The organism is Pseudomonas palmensis (assembly GCF_017848315.1).
Lineage (GTDB): Bacteria > Pseudomonadota > Gammaproteobacteria > Pseudomonadales > Pseudomonadaceae > Aquipseudomonas > Aquipseudomonas palmensis.
Genome location: NZ_JAFKEC010000016.1, coordinates 80315 through 98070, shown reverse-complemented (window position 1 = coordinate 98070; position 17756 = coordinate 80315). Strand labels below are relative to the sequence as shown.

Genomic DNA, 17756 nt, shown 5'->3' with positions numbered 1-17756 from the left:
CCACCTGGCCCGCGAAGTCCAGGACCTGGCCCGGCACCTCGACCTGCCCAACGGTGACCAGGGCATCGCCGTCACCCTCGACGACGAACCCCTGACCCTGCCCTACCGCCTTCACCTGCCGGCTGCCGATACAGCCCGGTCACTGATCCACGCCTGCCTGCTCACCCGCCACCCCGACGGCCACGTGCGCGAGCGTTACCTGCAGCAGATCATTCGGGCACCAGAGACGTGGGTCATCCCGTTCGTGTTCCAGCTCACCGGCGAATACGTGATCGAGCTGCTGGCGCTGTGCGAGGCCAACCTGCCGACCCTGGACGCCAGCGCCTACGGCCGCTTCTTCAACGACAACCCCGCCTACTTCAGCCTGACCCGCGCACGCATGGTCAGCTACTGGGATTGCTACCACCGCAGCCGCCACCCGCACCTGCGCAGCTACGTGGGCACCCGCCTGTTCCGCGCCTTCAGCGACTTCACAACGACCACTTCACGGTGAACATCACATTGCGCGGCTCGCCGAAGATGTTGGCCCCGGCCGGGTTGCTGATGCTCTGGTAGTAACGCTTGTCCGCCACGTTGTTGAGGTTGGTCTGCAACGTCACCGCCGGCGTCACGCGGTACTGGGTCATCAGGTCGACCACGCTGTACCCGCCCTGCTTCACGCTGTAGCTGGTATAGGTGCGGCTCTGGGTGCGAAAGGCCCCGCCCACGCTCCATTGATCGAGGTCGCCCGGCAACTGGTAGCTGGTCGCCAGCTTGAACAGGTTGTACGGCGAATCACTGTCGAAGCGGTCACCCTTCTGCGCCGAGCCGGTCGCCTTCACATACTCGGCCGCCGCATAGGTATAGCCGGCCGACGCCTGCCAACCCGGCGCCAGTTCGCCGCCCAGCTCCAGTTCCAGGCCGCGGGTACGAATTTCGCCGGCCGCCTCGTAGCAGGCATCCATGGTCGGGCAATCACCTGCCGGCAACGACTTGGCCAGGTTCTCCTGGTCGAGCTGGAACAGCGCGAAACTGGCGTTCAACGCGCCACCGAAGTACTCGGCCTTGAGCCCGGCCTCGTAGTTGGTGCCGGTTACCGGCGCCAGCAGGCCACCGCTGCTGTTCTGGTATTCCTGCGGCTTGAAGATGCGCGTCCAGCTGGTGTAGACCGAGTAGGTGTCGTTCAGGTCATAGATCAGCCCCGCATACGGGGTGACCTCGCGGGTGGCCTTGTAGTCGGCGCCGAAGGCGTAGGCCCCGACCTCGGTGTGCTGCTGGTACTCATACCAGTCCAGGCGCGAGCCGAGGATCAGCTTCAGGTCATCGCGCAGGTTGAAGCGCACGGCGGTGTAGGCACTGGACTGATCCACCTTGCCCTTGCGCGACCAGTTGTAGTCGATGGCCGGCCGGGGCACGTCCTTGTAGTGGAAGTTGTTGGGGTCCACGACATAGTTGAAGCTCGCATCCGGGCCGCCGCCAGGGCCGTCGTCGGTATCGTCGCGGCGGTAGCTCGCCCCCACCACCAGTTCATGGGTACGCCCGAACAGGCTGAACGGCCCGCTGGCATAACCATCGACACTCTTCTGCGTATGTTCGTAGGAGTAGCGCCCCACGTTCAGTTGCAGCTCGTCGGCGGTCGGGTCGAGCCGGTAGTAGCTGCTGCCCAGCATCTCCAGGTTGGCCTTCAGCCAGCTGGCGCTCAGACGCAGGCGCCAGTCGTTGTCCAGGCGATGTTCCACCTCGGCGAACACGCTCTTGTTGGTCTTGTCCCAGTAGGTCCAGTCGGGGCTGAAGCGCGACGAGCGGGAAATGTCGAGGAAGCTGCCATCGGCATGGGTCGGGCTGCCGTTCCAGTCCGCGCCGGGGTTGTCCTCGCGGTTGTAGTAGCCGCCCAGGGTCAGCGTGGTGGCGTCCGACAGGTCGAATTCGGTGATCCCGTACAGCAACTGGCGCTGGTTGCTGTAGGCATCGGTAAAGCTGTTCTTGTCCTGGTAGCTGCCCACCACTCGCCCGCGTACGGTACCGGCATCATTGAGGCTGCTGCTGGCGTCGATTTCGGTACGGTAGTTGTCCCAGCTGCCGGCTGCTGCCGTGAGGGTGATCTGCGGCGCCAGCGTGGGGCGCTTGCGCACCAGGTTGAGGGTTCCCGACGGGTTGCCCGAGCCGACCATCAGGCCGGAAGCCCCGCGTACCACCTCCACCCGGTCGAACATCGCCAGGGTCGCGGTGCCCAGGGTGTCGCTGTCGTAGGCGATGGGCAGGCCGTCGACCATGATGTTGTCGATGGCCGCACCGCGCGAGTAGAACTGCGGGCGCTCGCCGCCGGTCTTGCGCAGGGTCAGCCCCGGCGTGTAGCTGGCGATGTCGTCCAGGGTCTGCATGTTCTGGTCGTCCATGCGCTGGCGGGTGACCACGGTCACCGACTGCGGAGTTTCCCGGGCCGAGGCCTTGAACTTGGTGGCCGTGGCCATGCTGGCGGTGGTGTAGGAGCCAGTGTTTTCCGTGACCTCGCCCAGCGCACTGCCGGTGATGCTGGTGGCACCCAGTTGCAGCGCATCACTGCTGTCGGCCTTCTCCAGGGTCAGGGTGCCGTTGTCGGTCACGCGCAGTTGCAGGCCGCTGCCCGCCACTGCCTGGCGCACCGCTGCCTCGGCGCTCAGTTGCCCGTTCACCGCCGCGCTCTGGCGCCCGCGCAGCAGCGCCGGGTCCACCACCAGGGTGCTGGCGCTTTGCCGGGCGATCTGGCGCAGGGCCTGGTCCAGCGGTTGCGCCGGCAACGCATAGCGCTGCATGGCTGGGTCCGCCCAGGCGCGGTTCAGGTCGAGGGAGCAGGCAGAAACGGCAACCGCGACAGCCAGTGCCAGGCGCGCGGGGCTCAGGAGTTGGGGACGCATGTGAAGGGCTTTCCTCGCAGGAAGTGAATGGGCGTTTCCTGCTATGTCCAGCGAGCCGAAAAAAGCCTTCACCCTGGCGGAATGTTTTTTCAGCGCAGGTCGATCAGGGTGATCGGCCCGAACGCCTCGACACTGATCGGCAGCACCTGCGCCAGCGATTGCAGGGCGCGGTCGCTGTCGTCCAGCGGGAACACCCCGAACACGCGCAGTTGCGCTGCCGCCGGGGAAACCCGCAGCACGCCGTAGCGGTAAGGGCGCAAGGCATCGATCACGCTGCCCAGCGACGCGTCGTCCACCTCCAGGCGACCTTCCATCCAGGCGTCCAGGCGGCCTTGCTCATTGCCCAAGGGTGAGAGTGCATCGTCGGCAAAGCGCAGGGTCTGCCCGCTGTCCACCACGATGCTCTGCCCGGCGCGGTTACGCACCTGCACGCTGTGCTGCTGCACGCTGACGGCACTGCGCTGATCCAGCGTGGCGACACTGAAGCGCGTGCCCAGGGCCCGCACTCGGCCTTGCGCAGTGACCACCTCGAGGGGGCGGTGCGGGTCGCGGGCCACCTGGATGTTCAGCTCGCCGTGGCGCAGATGGATCACCCGGGCTTCGGCACTGAACGCCACCTCCACGGTGGTGCGCGCATTGAGCAACAGCACGCTGCCGTCGGCCAGTTGAATGCGCCTGCGCTCGCCGGTGCCGCTGTAGTGGTCGCTGAACACGGCGTCCAGCGGCATGCGCCGTTGTACCGTCAACAACGCCGGCAGGCCCAGCATCAGCAGCAAGACGCTGCCGCCGCGCAGCAACCGGCGCCGCTGCAGCGACAACCCGCTGCTGCGCAGGGCGCGGGTGGCCGCACTGGCGCTGCCGGGCACTTCCAGCAAGGGGTTCAAGGGTGTGTGGGTGGCCTGGGTAACCGCCTGCCAGGCCTGGCGATGGCTTGCGTCCAGCGCCTGCCACTGCTCGAAGGCGTCGCGGTCGGCTGCCGTCGCCGCCCCCGAGCCCAGGCGCACGCTCCATTCGATGGCTTCGCGCACCGCCGGGGTCAGCGCTGCCAGGCTGCGGCCGCTCACGTGCCCGCGCCCAGTTGCGCCAGGTAGCAATGGGTCACGGCGCGCCGCACCCAGCGCTCGACGCTGCTCAACGACACCTGCATCTGGTCGGCGATCTGCTGGTGGGTCAGGCCCTCCAGGCGGTTGAGCAGAAAGGCATGGCGCACCTTGGCCGGCAACCCGGCCAGCAAGGCATCCACCGCTTCCAGCGCCTCGCGCAGCACCGCCAGGGTTTCCTCGCACGGCGCCACCGGCTCGGGCAGGTTGGCCAGCGCTTCAAGGTAGGCGCGCTCCAGCTCGCCGCGACGCCAGAAGGTGTACAGCACCCGCTTGGCGACCATGCACAGGAACGCCCGCGGCTCGTCCAACTGGCCCAGGTGCGGCGAAGTCAGGGTACGCAGGAAGGTGTCGTGGGTGAGGTCCGCGGCATCGGCGTGGGAATTGAGCCGACGGGCCAGCCAGCCGCGCAACCAGTGATGGTGTTCAGCGTACAGCAGGTGCAACGGGTGCTGGGCGGACGGGCGCGGGTTGGACATGCGAGAGGCACACTAATGGTAATTGTTCGCATTCTTATCCCTCGCCCTGGGATTTGCAAGCCGTGCCCTACTCGCGGCAACTGGGCGAGCCGCCCCAGCGCATGTTGCGAATGCAGAAGTAGCGGTCCTTTTTCAGGGTCACGGGGGCGATCGTGCAAGGCAGCACCGCCGGGTCGATCTCGATCGACATCTCATCGGCCGCGTAGCGATCGTCATCGAATTCGATCACGCAGGTGCCGTCCTCCTGCGCCCGCTCGGGAAAGCGCAGGCCCTGTACCACCTGATCGCCCATCTTCACCCGCAGCGGGCTCGGTGCCGATGAGCTGCACGCCTTGAGGGCCGGATGGTTGACGGTTATCCACAGGGGGTACTCGCCGCCTGTGCGGTCAGGGAACAACGGAATGAACAACAGCGACTGGTAGGTCGACTGACCGTGATTCACCACCTTGAGCCACAACGGGCTGGCGTTGCAGGTGGCGCCCAGCGACGCGCCGTAGCGCAGCTTTGGGTCGGTGTGGTCCTGCCAGCCGCCCAGGCGGTCGGGCTTCCAGTCATGGCCCCATTTGTATTCGGTACAGCCGCCCAGGGTGAGCAGCAAGCACAACAGCGTGGCGATACGGTGCACGGTGAAGTCCTTCCTTGGTGGAGCATCCATCGGGAACACATTGTCGGGGCCAGGCGCCTCGCCGGCAAGGCCGGCTCCTGCACGCCGGCTCCTGCACGAGTCAGCCGCGCTGGAAGCAGCCCGGGGTGATGCCGACCACTTTCTTGAAGGCCCGGGTCATGTGGCTCTGGTCGAAGAACCCGCAACGCAGCGACGCCTCGGCGATGCCCACGCCACTGCGCAGCAACTGCTGCACCCGCGCCACCCGCGTCTGGATCTGATAGCTGTGCGGCGATACGCCCACGCTCTTCTTGAACACCCGTATCAGGTACAGCGGATCGAGCCCCACCCACTGCGCCAGGTCGTTCAGCGCGATGTTCTGCGCGTACTGCTCGTCGAGCATCTGCCGCACCCGTCGCACCACTTCGCGTTCGTCGGCCACCGCCCGGGGCTGCGGCCCGCCGCACCGCTCGAACAGCTGGCTGACCAGGTGCAGCAGCACGCTCTCGCGCTCAAGGCTCGAACACGACTGCTCGATCACCTGATGCTGGTGCAGGAAGGCCTGGGCAAAGCCCATGTCGTGGGTCAGCGCCTGCTGGAACAGGTGGATATGCCCGTCGCCGAAACGCCCTTCGAACACCGCACGGTTGAGCCACTGCGGGTCGAGGTAGAGCATGCGGTAGCTCCAACCCTCGGCGCTGCCCGGCACGCCGTCGTGCATCTCGCCCGGGGTCAGGGTGACGATGCTGCCGGCGGTGCCCAGGTGCTGGGTGCCACGGTAGAAGAGCTTCTCCACGCCCGCACCGATCACCCCCACCGCGTAGCGCTCATGGGAATGGCGGCCGAAGGCCCGTGCGCTGTAGCGCGCCGCCAGCAATTCACAGCCCCCTTCGGGGACGCGCCAGAAGCGCGAGAAGTCCTGTTGCTCCATGGCCTGTCCAGTTTTGTGCAATACGCGCGCAGGGCGGGTGGATAAATTTGCCCGACTTCTTCGCAACAGACCAGAGAAAACCATGCAGTCATCCAACGGGGTCACCCTCTCCAGCAACCGGGCCATCGTCGAGCTGACACTGGGCGGGCTGATGCTCAGCCTGTCGGCGCTGGCGGTGGCCTTCGCCCATATCGGCGCCGGGGGCGCGGGTTTCTACCGGATGCTGATCGCCTCGGTGCTGTTCTACCTGCTGCTGCGGGTGAGAAGGCAACCTGCTCGCCTGGCCCACCCCAGGGCTCGACGCTACACCGCCCTGGCCGGCGTGTTCCTGGCCATCGACCTGATCCTGTGGCACCACAGCATCTACATCGTCGGGCCGGGCATCGGCTCGATCCTGACCAACTGCCAGGTGTTCTTCATGACATTGCTCGGGCTGTGCCTGCTCAAAGAGAAACCGTCGCTGTACTTCGTCGCCTCGATCAGCCTGGCCTTCGTCGGCCTGTACCTGTTGCTGCTGCCGGAGATGGGCAGCGCGCTGGGTATCCAGGGCGTGGTCTATGGCGTGCTGTCGGGGCTGGCCTATGCCGTGTGCGTGTACTACCTGAAAGTCACCACCCAACTGCCCCAGGGCGGCGGCGACAAGATCGCGCAGATGCTGCACCTGAGCCTGTGGGCGGCCGGGGTGATGCTGGGGTACGCGCTGTTGCGGGGCGAGAGCCTGGCCATCGCCGACCAGCAGACCTTCTACATGCTGGTGATCTATGGCGTGCTGGTGCAGTTCGTCGGCTGGTTGCTGGTCAACCGCTCGATTGGTGCCATCAGCCTCGGGCTGGCAGGGCTGATCCTGCTGCTGGAGCCGGTGATCACCTACTTCATCGACGTGGCGTTTCTGGACAAGGCCAGTTCGGCCATGCAGATCACCGGGGCGCTGGTGACGGTGCTGGCGGTGTACATTGGCTCGATAAAGCCGCCGAGCAAGGCCCCGGCGCTGAGCGAGCCGGCCTGACACGGCGCTCGCGCAGCTGCTGCCTGAGCACATGCAGGGGCGGTGCGTAGAGGAAGCCGAACGACACGCTGTGCCTGCGCCCCTTCACCGCGTGGTGCATCAGGTGTGCGTGGTACAGCCGACGCAGATAGGGGTGGCGCGGCCTGGGGCGCGCGGGCCAGTGGCGGTGCACGATGCCGTCGTGCACCAACACGTAGATCAGCCCGAACCCCGCCACCCCGGCGCCCACCCACTGCAACGGGTCGTGGCCGGCATTGCCCAGCACGATCAGGGTGATCGCGGCCAGGGCCAGGATCAGCAGGTAGATATCGTTGGTTTCAAGCGTGCCCAGGTGCGGTTCGTGGTGCGAGCGATGCAGAAACCAGCCCCAGCCGTGCATCACGTACCTGTGCGCCAGATAACCGACACCTTCCATGGCGACCAGGGTGCAGAGAAAAATCGCGAAGTGGGCAATCATGGTCGGTACGGGGTTGGGAAATGACGGTGTCAGGGTATTTGATCGGCGGCCGATGGTCCATGCCCACCGGTAGCCAGGGCCAGCATCTGCATGGCCGGCGCCACTGCCTTGAGCAGGCGCTCACGCGCGATCCCGTCGCGGGCCTGCACCGACAACCCATGCAGCAGCGTGGCAAAAAAATCGCCCAGCGATTGCACATCGACCTCGGGTTTCAACTCGCCCGCCTCGGCCGCCTGCTGCAAGCGCTGAATGATCGACAAGGTTTTTTCGCGGCGGTGGTCGGCCAGCCATTCACGCACGGCGTCGTTGTCGGCCGAGCAGTTGGTGGCTGCCGACACCACCATGCAGCCCAGTGGACCCGCTGGGCGGGTGTACAGGTCGACGGCATCGAGCAACAGCCGCTCGATGGCCTGGTAGGCCGTGGGTTGCTCGCTCAGCGCCTGGGTCGAAAATGCGCCCTCTTCGCGCTCATACAGCTCGATGGCCTCCTTGAACAAGCGCTCCTTGGAGCCGAACGCGGCATAGATGCGCGCCGAAGCGATACCCAGCGCAGCCACCAGGTCGCTCATGGACGTGGCTTCGAAACCGCGCGCCCAGAACACATCCCGGGCGGTGCGCAACGCGGCTTCACGGTCGAACTGGCGTGGTCGGCCTGCCATCTCGATAGTTCTCCAACCAGGAATGAAGGCGGCATTATCCGTAATTGTTTGTCGAAAGACAAAGAATACTTGACGGCGCGCAGACTGCATCCTTATTGTTTGTCGATCAACAAACAATAGGAGTTCCACATGATCACGTTGAAAGGCCCCAGCCTGCATCTGGCGCAATTCAGTGCCGACCAGGCACCGTTCGACTCACTGCCCAACATCGCCCGATGGGCCGCGCACATGGGCTTCAAGGCGTTGCAGATACCGGCCTGGGACAAGCGTCTGTTCGATGTCGAGCTAGCCGCAAGCAGCCAGGCCTACTGCGACGACATCACTGCCATGCTGGCCGAACACGGGCTGGTGATCAGTGAGCTGACCACGCATCTCTTTGGCCAGCTGGTGGCGGTACACCCGGCATACGACGCCTTGTGCGACAGTTTTGCACCGGCCCACCTGCAGGGCGACCCGGCTGCCCGCAGTGCCTGGGCGGTGCACCAGCTCACCTGCGCGGCCATCGCGTCGCGGCGCCTGGGCCTGAGCGACATGGGGACTTTTTCCGGTGCACTGGCATGGCCGTACGTCTTTCCCTTCCCGCAACGCCCCGACGGCCTTGTTGAAACAGCCTTCGCCGAGTTGGCCAGGCGCTGGCTGCCGGTGCTCGATACCTGCGCCGAACAGGGCATCAACCTGTGCTTCGAAATTCACCCCGCCGAAGACCTGCACGACGGCGCAAGCTTCGAGCTGTTTCTCGAACACGTCGGTCACCACCCGCGCTGCAAGATGCTGTTCGATCCCAGCCACCTGATCCTGCAGCAACTCGACTACCTGGCGTTCATCGACCACTACCGGGACTACATCCGCATGTTCCACGTCAAGGACGCCGAGTTCCTGCCCACCGGCAAGCAGGGCCTGTTCGGCGGTTATCAACCCTGGCTCAAGCGCGCCGCACGCTTCCGTTCGCTGGGGGACGGGCAGGTCGACTTCAAGGGCATCTTCAGCAAGCTGGCCGAATACGACTACAGCGGCTGGGCCACGCTGGAGTGGGAGTGCTGCCTGAAAAACCAGCACGATGGGGCACGTGAAGGGGTGGCGTTCATCAACCGGCACATCATCCAGGTCACCGACACGGTGTTCGACGACTTCGCCGGTACCCCGGTGGCGCCGGCGGTCATCGCCAGGATGCTCGGCCTTGAAGGCAACCCTGTCGGGGAGCTGCAACGATGAGCACGCACACTCACCATTACGCCCATGTGCACGGCCTGCGCCTGCACTACGTCACCCAGGGCGAAGGGGCACCGGTACTGCTGATCCCCGGCTGGCCACAGACCTGGTACACCTGGCGGCACGTCATGGCGGCCCTGGCCGACAACGGTTACCAGGCGATTGCCGTGGACCTTCCCGGCATGGGGCTTTCCGACAAGCCGCTGGACGGCTACGACACCGGCACCTGCGCCGCCCGCCTGCACGCGCTGATGGGGCAACTGGGGCACGAACGCTATGCCGTGGTGGGCCACGATGTGGGCATGTGGGTGGGGTATGCCCTGGCCAGCGATTTTCCGGGGGTGGTGAACCGGCTGTGCCTGAGCGAAGCGGTGATTCCGGGCCTGGCGCCGGCGCCGTCGATCTTCGCGCCGCCGGAGCAGAACATCTTCCTGTGGCACTTCATGTTCAACCAGTTGCAGGACCTGCCCGAGGCGTTGATTACCGGGCGCGAAGCGCAGTACCTGAGGTTCATGTTCGAGAAATGGGCTGTGCGCCTGGATCGGGTGGCGGTGGATACCTATGTGCAGGCGTACTCGGCGCCGGGGGGCTTGCGTGGCGGGTTTGCCTACTACCGCGCGATACCCGAAACGATTCGCCAGAACCAGCAGCGCGGGCAGGTGCCACTGGGCATGCCGGTGCTGGCGATCGGGGCGCAACTGGCAACCAATGATGCGCCGCGGGTAACCCTGGAGGGGCGCGCCACCACGTTGCAGGGCGCGATCATCGAGGGCTGCGGGCACTTTGTGACCGAAGAGGCGCCCGAGGCGTTTGTCGGGCACCTGCTGCCGTTTCTGCGCTGAGGGTTGCGGCGCGGCCTTCGCCAGCAAGGCGCGCGCCTGTCATCGAGCGCGTGCCATTGCCGGCGTAGGGCGTTCAAGGCGCCTGCAATGCCTCCAGCTCATCCGCGCGTTCGGAGGTCATGCGCAGGCGGCAGCCACCGCCATTGAGGATATCCATGGTGCCGCCGGTCTGCGTGAAGTAGAAATCGCAGTTGCTGTCGATGTACTTGATCCACGCCCGCTGCGCATCCCGGAGCTTGCCCTGCTGCACCGGCCCAAACGCGGCCATGGCCTTCTTGTAGACCTGGTTCAGGCGTTTGTCCTGGCGGGCGATCTCGGCGTTGTTGCATTCGTTCATGCTCACCGTGGTGTTCGCGGTGTCCATGCAGGCCTTGTAGGCCGCCGAAGTCTTGTCCTGCGCCAGCGCCAGCGGCGCAACTGCCGCCAGCGACAGCACCGCAACCCCCATCATCCGCTTGATACTCATGGCTTGCCTCTCCTGTTCTGACTGCCTAGGGCGCACAGGCTCGCATGACCTGCTCGCGCAACCAATGGTGCGCCGCTTCCTTTTTGCGTCGCTCGTGCCACACCTGCTGAAAGGCGAACGCGCGAATCGCCAGCGGCGGCTCGAAATAGCGCAACCCACGCTGCGCCTTGAGGTTCTGCACGCTGCGCCGCGCCACGGTCAGCACCAGGTCGGTACCCACCAGCACGTCGCTGGCCGCCGCCCAGTGCGGCAACGCCAGCACCACCCGGCGCTGCTGCCCCAGCGCCGCCAGGGCCTGGTCGATCTCGTTGTCGGCCCCGGGCCGCATCGCCACCAGCACATGGGGGCGCGCCAGCCAGGCGGGCAATGTCAGCCCGCCACGGGCCGGCAGCGTGGCGCGGTCGGCCACACACACGAACCCCTCCTCGAACAGCGTGGCGGCCTGCAACGGCTCGGCCAGGGTGGGGAATACGCCCAGCGCCAGGTCCACCTCGCCATCGAGCAACTGGCCGAGCATCGCCTCGCGGCTGCCCTGGCTGACCACCAGGTCGATGCCCGGTGCGGTCTCGCGCAGGCAGCGCATCAGGCCCGGCAGCACCACCCGCGCGCCATAGTCCGACATCGCCAGGCGAAAGCTGCGCCGCGCCCGCGCCGGCTCGAAACCGGGGCTGCCCAGCAGCGCATCCAGTTGCTGCAGGGCATCCTGCAACGGCACCGCCAGTTCCAGCGCACGCAACGTGGGCTGCAGGCGGCCCGCACGGCGCACCAGCAGCGGGTCCTGGAAGATCTCGCGCAACTGCGCCAGCGCATGGCTCACCGCCGGCTGGCTGCGGTGCAGGCGCAAGGCCGCGCGCGAGACGTGCTGCTCGGCCAGCAGCGCATGCAGGGTCAGCAGCAGGTTGAGGTCGATACGGCGCAGATCATCCATGTGGCGAATAGCCCCTGTGCACAATTCGAATTTCCATCAGTGAAACAGATAACCAAGACTGTACCAAGCCCTCCATAGCCAGAAGGAAACCACCATGAACCTCAACCTCGCTGTCGCCATACCGCTGCTTGTCGCCCTGCTGGCCGGTGCCGCCGTGCCGTTCCAGGCCGGCGCCAACGCCGCGCTCGGGCGCCTGCTCGGGCACCCGCTGTGGGCCACGCTGATCTCGCTGGCGGTGAGCGTGCTGATGGTGCTGCCGGCCCTGCTGCTGATGCGCGCACCGCTGCCGCAACTGGCCAACCTCGGCCAGGTGCCGTGGTGGGCGTGGCTGGGTGGCGTGGCCGGGGTGGCCTACATCACCGCGGCGCTGATCCTCACCCCGCGCCTGGGCGCGGCCGGCTTCATCGTGTGCGTGATCGCCGGCCAGGTACTCTCGTCGCTGATCATCGACCAGTGGGGGCTGATGGGCCTGCCATCGCGCCCGGTCAACGGCCTGCGCATCACCGGGGTGGCGCTGATCATCGTCGGCATGCTGGTGGTGCAATGGGGCACCCGCGCCAACCGTTGAGGGCTCACCAGGGGTGGGTGCGCTCGAACACGTAGCCGTGCTGGGGGAACGCATTGAACAGGATCACCCCCAGCACCACCAGCAACAGCAGCCAGTCGACAACGCGCAGACGCGGCACCTGGCGCACCTCGCGCCGGTCACGACAGTGCAGCGCCTGCCCCAGGGTCATCAGTACGAAGGCGCCGATCCACAGGTAATACCCCACGCCCAGCGCGGTGAGTTGCACGAAATCGTAGGACTGCGGCGTGTTATCCGGCACCGTGCTCACCACCAGGAACGACAGCCCCAGCAGCAGCGCCAGCACCGACAGGCCCAACCCCACCCGCGGCCACCAGCGATGGGCCAGCAGCGCCAGGCCGAAGACCGGGTTGGCAAACCAGCCATAGATCTGGAACGGGATGCCCCACAGCCCGTACACCAGCAACCATACCGAACTCATGTGGGCACCGTTGTCGGTGTAGTAGGCATTGAAATACAGGCAGGCCACGTACAGCACCAGGCTGAGCGTGAGGTAATGACGTTTCACAGGAGTGTCCGCAGGTCAGATGGAATTGGAGGGTATTGCCGGGGCCGGGGGCGTGACATTGGCGCCGCTGCCCATGCTGAACGAGAACGCCGCCGTGGCATAGATCGCCGCCACCAGCACCCAGGCCAGCCAGCCCTGGCCCGGCCCGCCCGGCGCCTGCCGACGGTTGAGAAACTGGCCGGCTACGTATGCCGCCAACGCCAGCAACCACAGGTAGTAGGCGCCGAGCAGGTTGGCCTGGCCATTGGCCTTGCGCGGCACCAGCGCGCTGTCGCCCCAGCCGATCACTGGCAGCCACTGCGCCGCCAGCACCAGTGCCGCGACCGCCGCCAACAGCGACAGCAGCGGCCGGTTGCGCCGCAGCATCAGTGCCAGGCACAGCAGCGGGTTGGCCCACCAGGCGCTGCCACCCAGCCAGCCGAGGGTCAGCACATGCATGCCGCGCATGGTCACCTCGCTGACCGGCACGGCATCCAGAAACAGGCTGCCCAGGTACAGCGCCAGGCTCAGTACCACGTAATGCCGCTTGAACAGTGCCAGCATCTAGTTGACCCCGAGTTCGCAGTCGTCGCAGGCCGCTGGTGGCTCGCCGAGGTTCATGTAGACCGGTCGCGCCGGCGCGACGGTGGCCTTGACGAACGACAGTGGAATGGTCAGCACGATACCCGCCACCAGCACCCAGTGCAGCCAGCCCAGCGCTGGCTGGGTAAGCCTGGGCTGGCGCCGGTAGCGGTGCTGGCCGATCACGAATGCCAGCATCGAGGCCAGCCACAGGTAGTAGCCGGTGCGCACGTCAGGCCCGCCGTGGGGCGCCGGCGGGATCGGCGACCAGTCGGTCCAGCCCAGCGCCAGGGCCGAGCCCGCCAGCAGCAGTGCGCACCAGCCCAGGCGGTAAGCGGTTTTGGGGTCTTTGCGGTGGGTTGCGAAGGCGCCCAGCAGCAGCGGGTTGGCAAACCACAGGCCGCCGGCCAGCCAGCCCATCGACAGCGCGTGCATGCCGCGCAGCACCGAATCGTGCCCCCAGGCGCAGGCCTCCGGGTACAGGCAGGCGAGGTACAGCAGCAGGCTCAGCAAGCGGAAATCGAAGCGCACCAGTAAGTCCATTCAGCCGGGTGGGAAGCGGGGCGCGACGATAGCCCATCGCCCGCCCCGCTGTCCAAGTCATTCAGGCCGATTCGAGCAGCAGCCCGTACAACGCCGAATCCGACACCTCGCCGGCGATGCACCAGCGCTCGCGCAGCAGCCCTTCACGCTCGAAGCCCATGCGTTCGAGGGTGCGCGCCGAGGCACCGTTGCGCGGGTCGATCTCGGCCTCGAGGCGGCGCATGTTCAGGCCGATGGCAAGGTACTCGACGAACAGCTCCAGCGCCTCGCCCATGTAGCCCTGGCCCTGGGCGCTGCTGGCCAGGCAGTAGCCGATTTCGCCGCGGCGCGACTCGGCGTCGATGTTGAAGAACTGGCACATGCCCAGCAGCAGGTCGCTGCCCTGCGGGTAGATACCCAGCTTCAGGCTGCGCCCGGCCAGGTAGGCGGCGCGGTCGGCCAGCAAGGCCACTTCGGCTTCGTCCAGGGTCTGCCACGGCCCGTGGTGCCAGTAACGCATCACCTCGGGGTCGGCCATGATCCCCAGCCACTGCTCGGCATCGCGGGCCTGCATGGGCCGCAGTTGCAGGCGCGGCCCGTTCAGGCACAGCTCGGTGTCGAAAGCTTCAGGCAAACTCATGAAATTACTCCTGGTGGGTGAACCTGCCACCACGCCACCACGCCCACCGTTACCAGCAGCACCGCGGCCTGGGCCAGGTTGAATTCGTAGAGCCGGTGCAGCGTCACCCACGGCTGGCGCCACGCCGGGCCGCCTTCCTGTGGTGGCTGATACGGCAACAGGCCAAGCAGCCCGACAGCGAAGTAGCCCGTCAGCGCGACGATACCGGTCCACGGGTGGGTACCGGCCAGCATCGGGTAGATCGGCAGTGCCAGCAGCAGGCGCGGCACGCCATGGCGCAGCAGCAGACGCTCGCCATCGGGGTTGAACCGACGCGGGATCAGCCATTCGCTCAGGCGCAGGTCCAGCGCCAGCAGGTTCGGCACGGTCCACAGCCAGAAACGCATGAACACCGCCGACAGTTGCACCGTCAGCAGCGAGCCCACCACGGCGGCAATCAGTACATTGGAGGGGTGCGCGAAGAAATCCGGCCCCGCCAGCCACAGCACGATCACCAGCACCATGCAGCTCATCACCCGCAGGTAGCTGCGCGGGTGCAGCGGGCGCGGCGCCAGCCTGCGCCAGAAGTACAGGTCGCGGTGCGGCACCTGGTCAAGCAGTTCGGGGTAGTGGTAGAGCAGGGTTTGCGTCAGATGCTCACAGGCTTCCCAGTCGGCCTCGCTGAAGCCCTGGGCCAGCGCCACCTGCTGCTTGAACTCGAGGTTGCGCAGCAGCAGGTAGGCCGCATTGCCCTCGGGGTTGGTGTGCCAGTGCCACTGCTCGGCCAGGGCCTGCTGGCGGGCGAACCAGGTATCGCGACGGCAGCGCTCGTTCAGGCCCTGCCACAGGTGCGCGGGCCGGGGTCCACCGTCATCGTCGCTCCAGTTGAAGTAGCCGCACACGCGTTCGAACAGCGCGGTGCTGCTGCCGGGGTGATCGTGCAGCAGCTCCAGCAGCATGGCCTGGAACTGCTCGCGGCGGTCGAAGGGCTCCAGCCAGGCCTGCCCGCCCCAGTGCTGCAGGCTGGCGAAAAACGCCTGTTCGTCGCCCGCCTGCAAATAGTGCTGCAACTGCGCGTGGCAGGCTTGCCAGAGGCTGCCCAGCAGTTCGTCGCCCTGGTACGCGCCGATCGGCACCGCCTGCCAGGGGGTGAACCAGCCACGCCTCGGCACCGCCCAGTGCAGGATGGGCAGGCGCAGGGTTTCGTCATCCAGGCTGCGCTGCAGCAACTGCTGCTCGAAGGCCGCCTCGCACCCCAGTTCACCGGCCTGGCGCCACAGGTTGTCGAGCTGCGCAGGGTCCAGCCCTTCGAGCAGCGCGCGGGCCTGTTGCTCCCTGGCGGGTGCGGGTTCGACGTCGACGTGCACCGCAGCGGCCTGCGGGGCTAACACATCGGCCGACTCCAGCGCTGGCGCTGCATCGTCCTCGTGTGCCCAGCGGCTGCGCGCCAGCGCCTGTTCATAGGCCTCGCGCAGGCGCTGGAAGGCCTCGGGGTCCTCGTCGGGGCGGTGCACCTTGAGCAGGCGCGCATACTGGCGCCTGATACTGCGTTCATCAGCGCCCGGGGCCAGGGCCAGCACGCTCCAGCAGTCTTCGATCACGTCACTCATTGCCGCTCCTTCAGCGCCAGCTGTCCTGGCCCAGTTCATTCACGCGCTGTTCGAGCTCGTGGCGCACCTCGCGGATCTGGCGCTCGTCCTGGGTTTCCAGCACGCGCTGGAACTGCGCGGCCCAGGCCCCGATCAGCTCACGTACCTCGCCCAGGCTTTCCTGATACAGGCGCTCCAGGCGCGCCAGCAACAGGGTGTTGGGTTGCTGGTCACGCGGGTGGGTCTTGAGCTCGGCCAGCGCCGCCAGGCGTTCGCGTACCTCTTCGGGGCTGAGTACGCCGGGGTTGTTCTCGATCACCAGGGCATGCTGCTCGCCGGTCAGCGGGATGCTCACCTGGGCTTCGAGAATGCCGTTGATGTCGTAGGTGAAGCGCACGTCCAGGGCCACCTCGCCGGCCTTGCGCCGTGGCACCGGAATCTCCAGCACGCCCAGCAGCACGTTGTCGCGCACCAGGCGGCTCTCGCCCTGGAACACCTTGACCAGCACCTGCTCCTGCTGGTCGCCGACGGTGTACACCGTCTGCACCCGGCTCACCGGCACCACGCTGTTGCGCTCGATGATCGGCAGGTAGTGCCCGCTCTCGTGGCGGTCACCGACCTGGCGCACGGTTTCCATGCCCAGGGTGTAGGAGCACACGTCGGTCAGCACCACCTCTTCGAGCGCGGCATCCCGGGCCTTGAGCGCGGCCTGCACGGCGGCGCCGTGGGCCACCACTTCATCGGGGTTGAGGCTGATCGAAGGGAAGCGCCCGAACAGCCCGGCCGCCAGCTTGCGCACCAGCGGCATGCGCGTGGTACCGCCCACCAGCAGCACTTCGTCCAGGTCCGAGGCGCGGATGCGCGCATCGCGCAGGGCGCGTTCGATGGGGGTGCGCAGGCGTGCCAGCAGCGGTGCGAACAGGTCGGCCAGGGCGTCCTGGGTGTACACGTGGCGCCATTCGCGGCCCTCCACGCGTACCACGAAGTCGGCCTGCTGGGCCTGACCCAGCTGCCGGCGTACACGCTCGGCCTCGCGGCGCAGCGGCTGCAGCAGCGTGGTCGCGCCGGGGAAGTCGTTGCCCTGCTGGGCCTGCACGAAATGCTCCAGCAGCAACTGGTCGAAGTCTTCACCGCCCAGGTAGTTGTCGCCGGCGCTGGCGCGCACCTCCATCACCCCTTCGAACAGCTCCAGAATCGACACGTCGAAGGTGCCGCCACCCAGGTCGAAGACCAGAAACGAGGTTTCCTTGTCGCGCTGGTGCAGGCCGTAGGCGAGTGCGGCGGCGGTGGGTTCGTTGATCAGTTTGTCGACGCGCAGCCCGGCCAGTTCGCCGGCCACGCGGGTGGCCTTGCGCTGGGCATCGCTGAAGTAGGCCGGCACGCTGATGACCGCCTCGGTGACCGGCTCGCCATAGGCACGCTCGACATCTTCCTTGAGGCTCTTGAGCACCAGTGCCGAGAGTTCTTCGGGGCGGTAGGCACGCCCACCCAGGGTGACCTGCTGGTTGCTGCCCATGTAGCGCTTGAACAATGCGGTGGTCAGGTGCGGATGGGTGTGCAGGCGCTCGCGCGCCGCCTGCCCGACCAGCACCCGGCCCTGGTCGTCGAGCCCCACCACGCTGGGGGTGAGCGTGTGGCCGAGTGCGTTGGCCACCAGTTCAGTGGCGCCATCGCGCCACACCGCCACCAGGCTGTGGGTCGTGCCCAGGTCGATACCGACGATCATCAGCAACTTCCCTCTCATCAAATCAGAGGGCGATGGTACTTGAGGTACCTGCGCTCAAGCCACCGCCTTCACGCGCCGTGATCGTCGTTCG

The 17756-nt window shown here is 66.7% G+C and carries 20 protein-coding genes; 5 read left to right on the top strand and 15 right to left on the bottom strand.

What is annotated here, in order from left to right:
- Positions 1-493: hypothetical protein (locus tag JZZ72_RS11680; RefSeq protein ID WP_236066261.1), on the top strand; the 493-nt coding region annotated here is incomplete at its 5' end.
- On the opposite strand, the gene JZZ72_RS11675 is transcribed toward JZZ72_RS11680, so the two are convergent.
- The 5 genes from JZZ72_RS11675 to JZZ72_RS11655 all read right to left on the bottom strand — a co-directional run bounded on the left by JZZ72_RS11675 (position 471) and on the right by JZZ72_RS11655 (position 5987).
- A complete protein-coding gene (locus JZZ72_RS11675; protein ID WP_210014489.1) occupies positions 471-2873 on the bottom strand; it encodes a TonB-dependent siderophore receptor in 2403 nt (800 codons plus the stop codon). The two genes, JZZ72_RS11680 and JZZ72_RS11675, sit on opposite strands and share 23 nt — an antisense overlap.
- An 89-nt stretch (positions 2874-2962) precedes the next feature.
- Positions 2963-3937: a FecR domain-containing protein gene (locus JZZ72_RS11670; RefSeq protein WP_158255602.1), complete on the bottom strand. Its 975-nt coding sequence runs from the start codon at positions 3935-3937 to the stop codon at positions 2963-2965.
- On the bottom strand, positions 3934-4452 hold the full coding sequence (locus JZZ72_RS11665) for a sigma-70 family RNA polymerase sigma factor (protein WP_043864428.1): 519 nt from the start codon (positions 4450-4452) through the stop codon (positions 3934-3936). Before JZZ72_RS11665 ends, JZZ72_RS11670 begins: the two co-directional genes overlap by 4 nt.
- A gap of 67 nt (positions 4453-4519) precedes the next feature.
- Positions 4520-5107: a hypothetical protein gene (locus JZZ72_RS11660; RefSeq protein ID WP_043864427.1), complete on the bottom strand. Its 588-nt coding sequence runs from the start codon at positions 5105-5107 to the stop codon at positions 4520-4522.
- Between the two features lie 70 nt (positions 5108-5177).
- Entirely contained in the window at positions 5178-5987 is an 810-nt protein-coding gene (locus tag JZZ72_RS11655) for an AraC family transcriptional regulator (RefSeq protein ID WP_058541391.1), read from the bottom strand.
- A gap of 82 nt (positions 5988-6069) precedes the next feature.
- Between JZZ72_RS11655 and JZZ72_RS11650 the strand changes: the two genes are divergently transcribed.
- Positions 6070-6993, top strand: a complete 924-nt coding sequence (locus JZZ72_RS11650) for a DMT family transporter (protein ID WP_054916306.1) — start codon at positions 6070-6072, stop codon at positions 6991-6993.
- Here the strand turns inward: JZZ72_RS11650 and JZZ72_RS11645 are convergent.
- Positions 6905-7450 carry a sterol desaturase family protein gene (locus tag JZZ72_RS11645; protein ID WP_054916305.1) on the bottom strand — a complete coding sequence of 182 codons (546 nt, stop codon included), beginning with the start codon at positions 7448-7450 and terminating at the stop codon, positions 6905-6907. The genes JZZ72_RS11650 and JZZ72_RS11645 overlap by 89 nt on opposite strands.
- 29 nt (positions 7451-7479) lie before the next feature.
- Complete coding sequence (locus JZZ72_RS11640; protein WP_043864423.1) at positions 7480-8109, bottom strand: TetR/AcrR family transcriptional regulator; 630 nt, start codon at positions 8107-8109, stop codon at positions 7480-7482.
- Between the two features lie 129 nt (positions 8110-8238).
- Here JZZ72_RS11640 and JZZ72_RS11635 point away from each other — a divergent pair, with 129 nt between their 5' ends.
- Positions 8239-9321 (top strand): sugar phosphate isomerase/epimerase family protein, encoded by a 1083-nt coding sequence (locus JZZ72_RS11635; protein WP_210014488.1) that lies wholly within the window; start codon positions 8239-8241, stop codon positions 9319-9321.
- The gene (locus JZZ72_RS11630; protein WP_058541389.1) at positions 9318-10160 is read left to right on the top strand and encodes an alpha/beta fold hydrolase; all 843 of its coding nucleotides are present in this window, start codon (positions 9318-9320) and stop codon (positions 10158-10160) included. The genes JZZ72_RS11635 and JZZ72_RS11630 overlap by 4 nt, the downstream gene beginning before the upstream one ends.
- 73 nt (positions 10161-10233) lie before the next feature.
- Here the strand turns inward: JZZ72_RS11630 and JZZ72_RS11625 are convergent, their stop codons facing one another.
- A complete protein-coding gene (locus tag JZZ72_RS11625) occupies positions 10234-10626 on the bottom strand; it encodes a lysozyme inhibitor LprI family protein (protein ID WP_043864420.1) in 393 nt (130 codons plus the stop codon).
- A gap of 25 nt (positions 10627-10651) precedes the next feature.
- Positions 10652-11554, bottom strand: coding sequence for a LysR family transcriptional regulator (locus JZZ72_RS11620; protein ID WP_210014487.1), 903 nt, complete (start codon positions 11552-11554; stop codon positions 10652-10654).
- A 94-nt stretch (positions 11555-11648) separates the two neighbouring features.
- Here JZZ72_RS11620 and JZZ72_RS11615 point away from each other — a divergent pair, with 94 nt between their 5' ends.
- Complete coding sequence (locus JZZ72_RS11615) at positions 11649-12122, top strand: DMT family transporter (RefSeq protein WP_210014486.1); 474 nt, start codon at positions 11649-11651, stop codon at positions 12120-12122.
- Between the two features lie 4 nt (positions 12123-12126).
- Here the strand turns inward: JZZ72_RS11615 and JZZ72_RS11610 are convergent, their stop codons facing one another.
- The 6 genes from JZZ72_RS11610 to JZZ72_RS11585 form a co-directional block, all read right to left on the bottom strand.
- The gene (locus JZZ72_RS11610) at positions 12127-12648 is read right to left on the bottom strand and encodes a hypothetical protein (RefSeq protein ID WP_043864417.1); all 522 of its coding nucleotides are present in this window, start codon (positions 12646-12648) and stop codon (positions 12127-12129) included.
- A gap of 15 nt (positions 12649-12663) precedes the next feature.
- Positions 12664-13191, bottom strand: coding sequence for a hypothetical protein (locus JZZ72_RS11605; RefSeq protein WP_210014485.1), 528 nt, complete (start codon positions 13189-13191; stop codon positions 12664-12666).
- Positions 13192-13740, bottom strand: a complete 549-nt coding sequence (locus JZZ72_RS11600) for a hypothetical protein (RefSeq protein WP_054916297.1) — start codon at positions 13738-13740, stop codon at positions 13192-13194.
- A 73-nt stretch (positions 13741-13813) separates the two neighbouring features.
- Positions 13814-14371, bottom strand: a complete 558-nt coding sequence (locus JZZ72_RS11595) for a GNAT family N-acetyltransferase (RefSeq protein ID WP_100633006.1) — start codon at positions 14369-14371, stop codon at positions 13814-13816.
- Positions 14368-15960 (bottom strand): J domain-containing protein, encoded by a 1593-nt coding sequence (locus JZZ72_RS11590; RefSeq protein ID WP_210014484.1) that lies wholly within the window; start codon positions 15958-15960, stop codon positions 14368-14370. The genes JZZ72_RS11595 and JZZ72_RS11590 overlap by 4 nt, the downstream gene beginning before the upstream one ends.
- A 10-nt stretch (positions 15961-15970) precedes the next feature.
- Positions 15971-17665, bottom strand: a complete 1695-nt coding sequence (locus tag JZZ72_RS11585; protein WP_043864413.1) for a molecular chaperone HscC — start codon at positions 17663-17665, stop codon at positions 15971-15973.
- Positions 17666-17756: the final 91 nt, after the last annotated feature.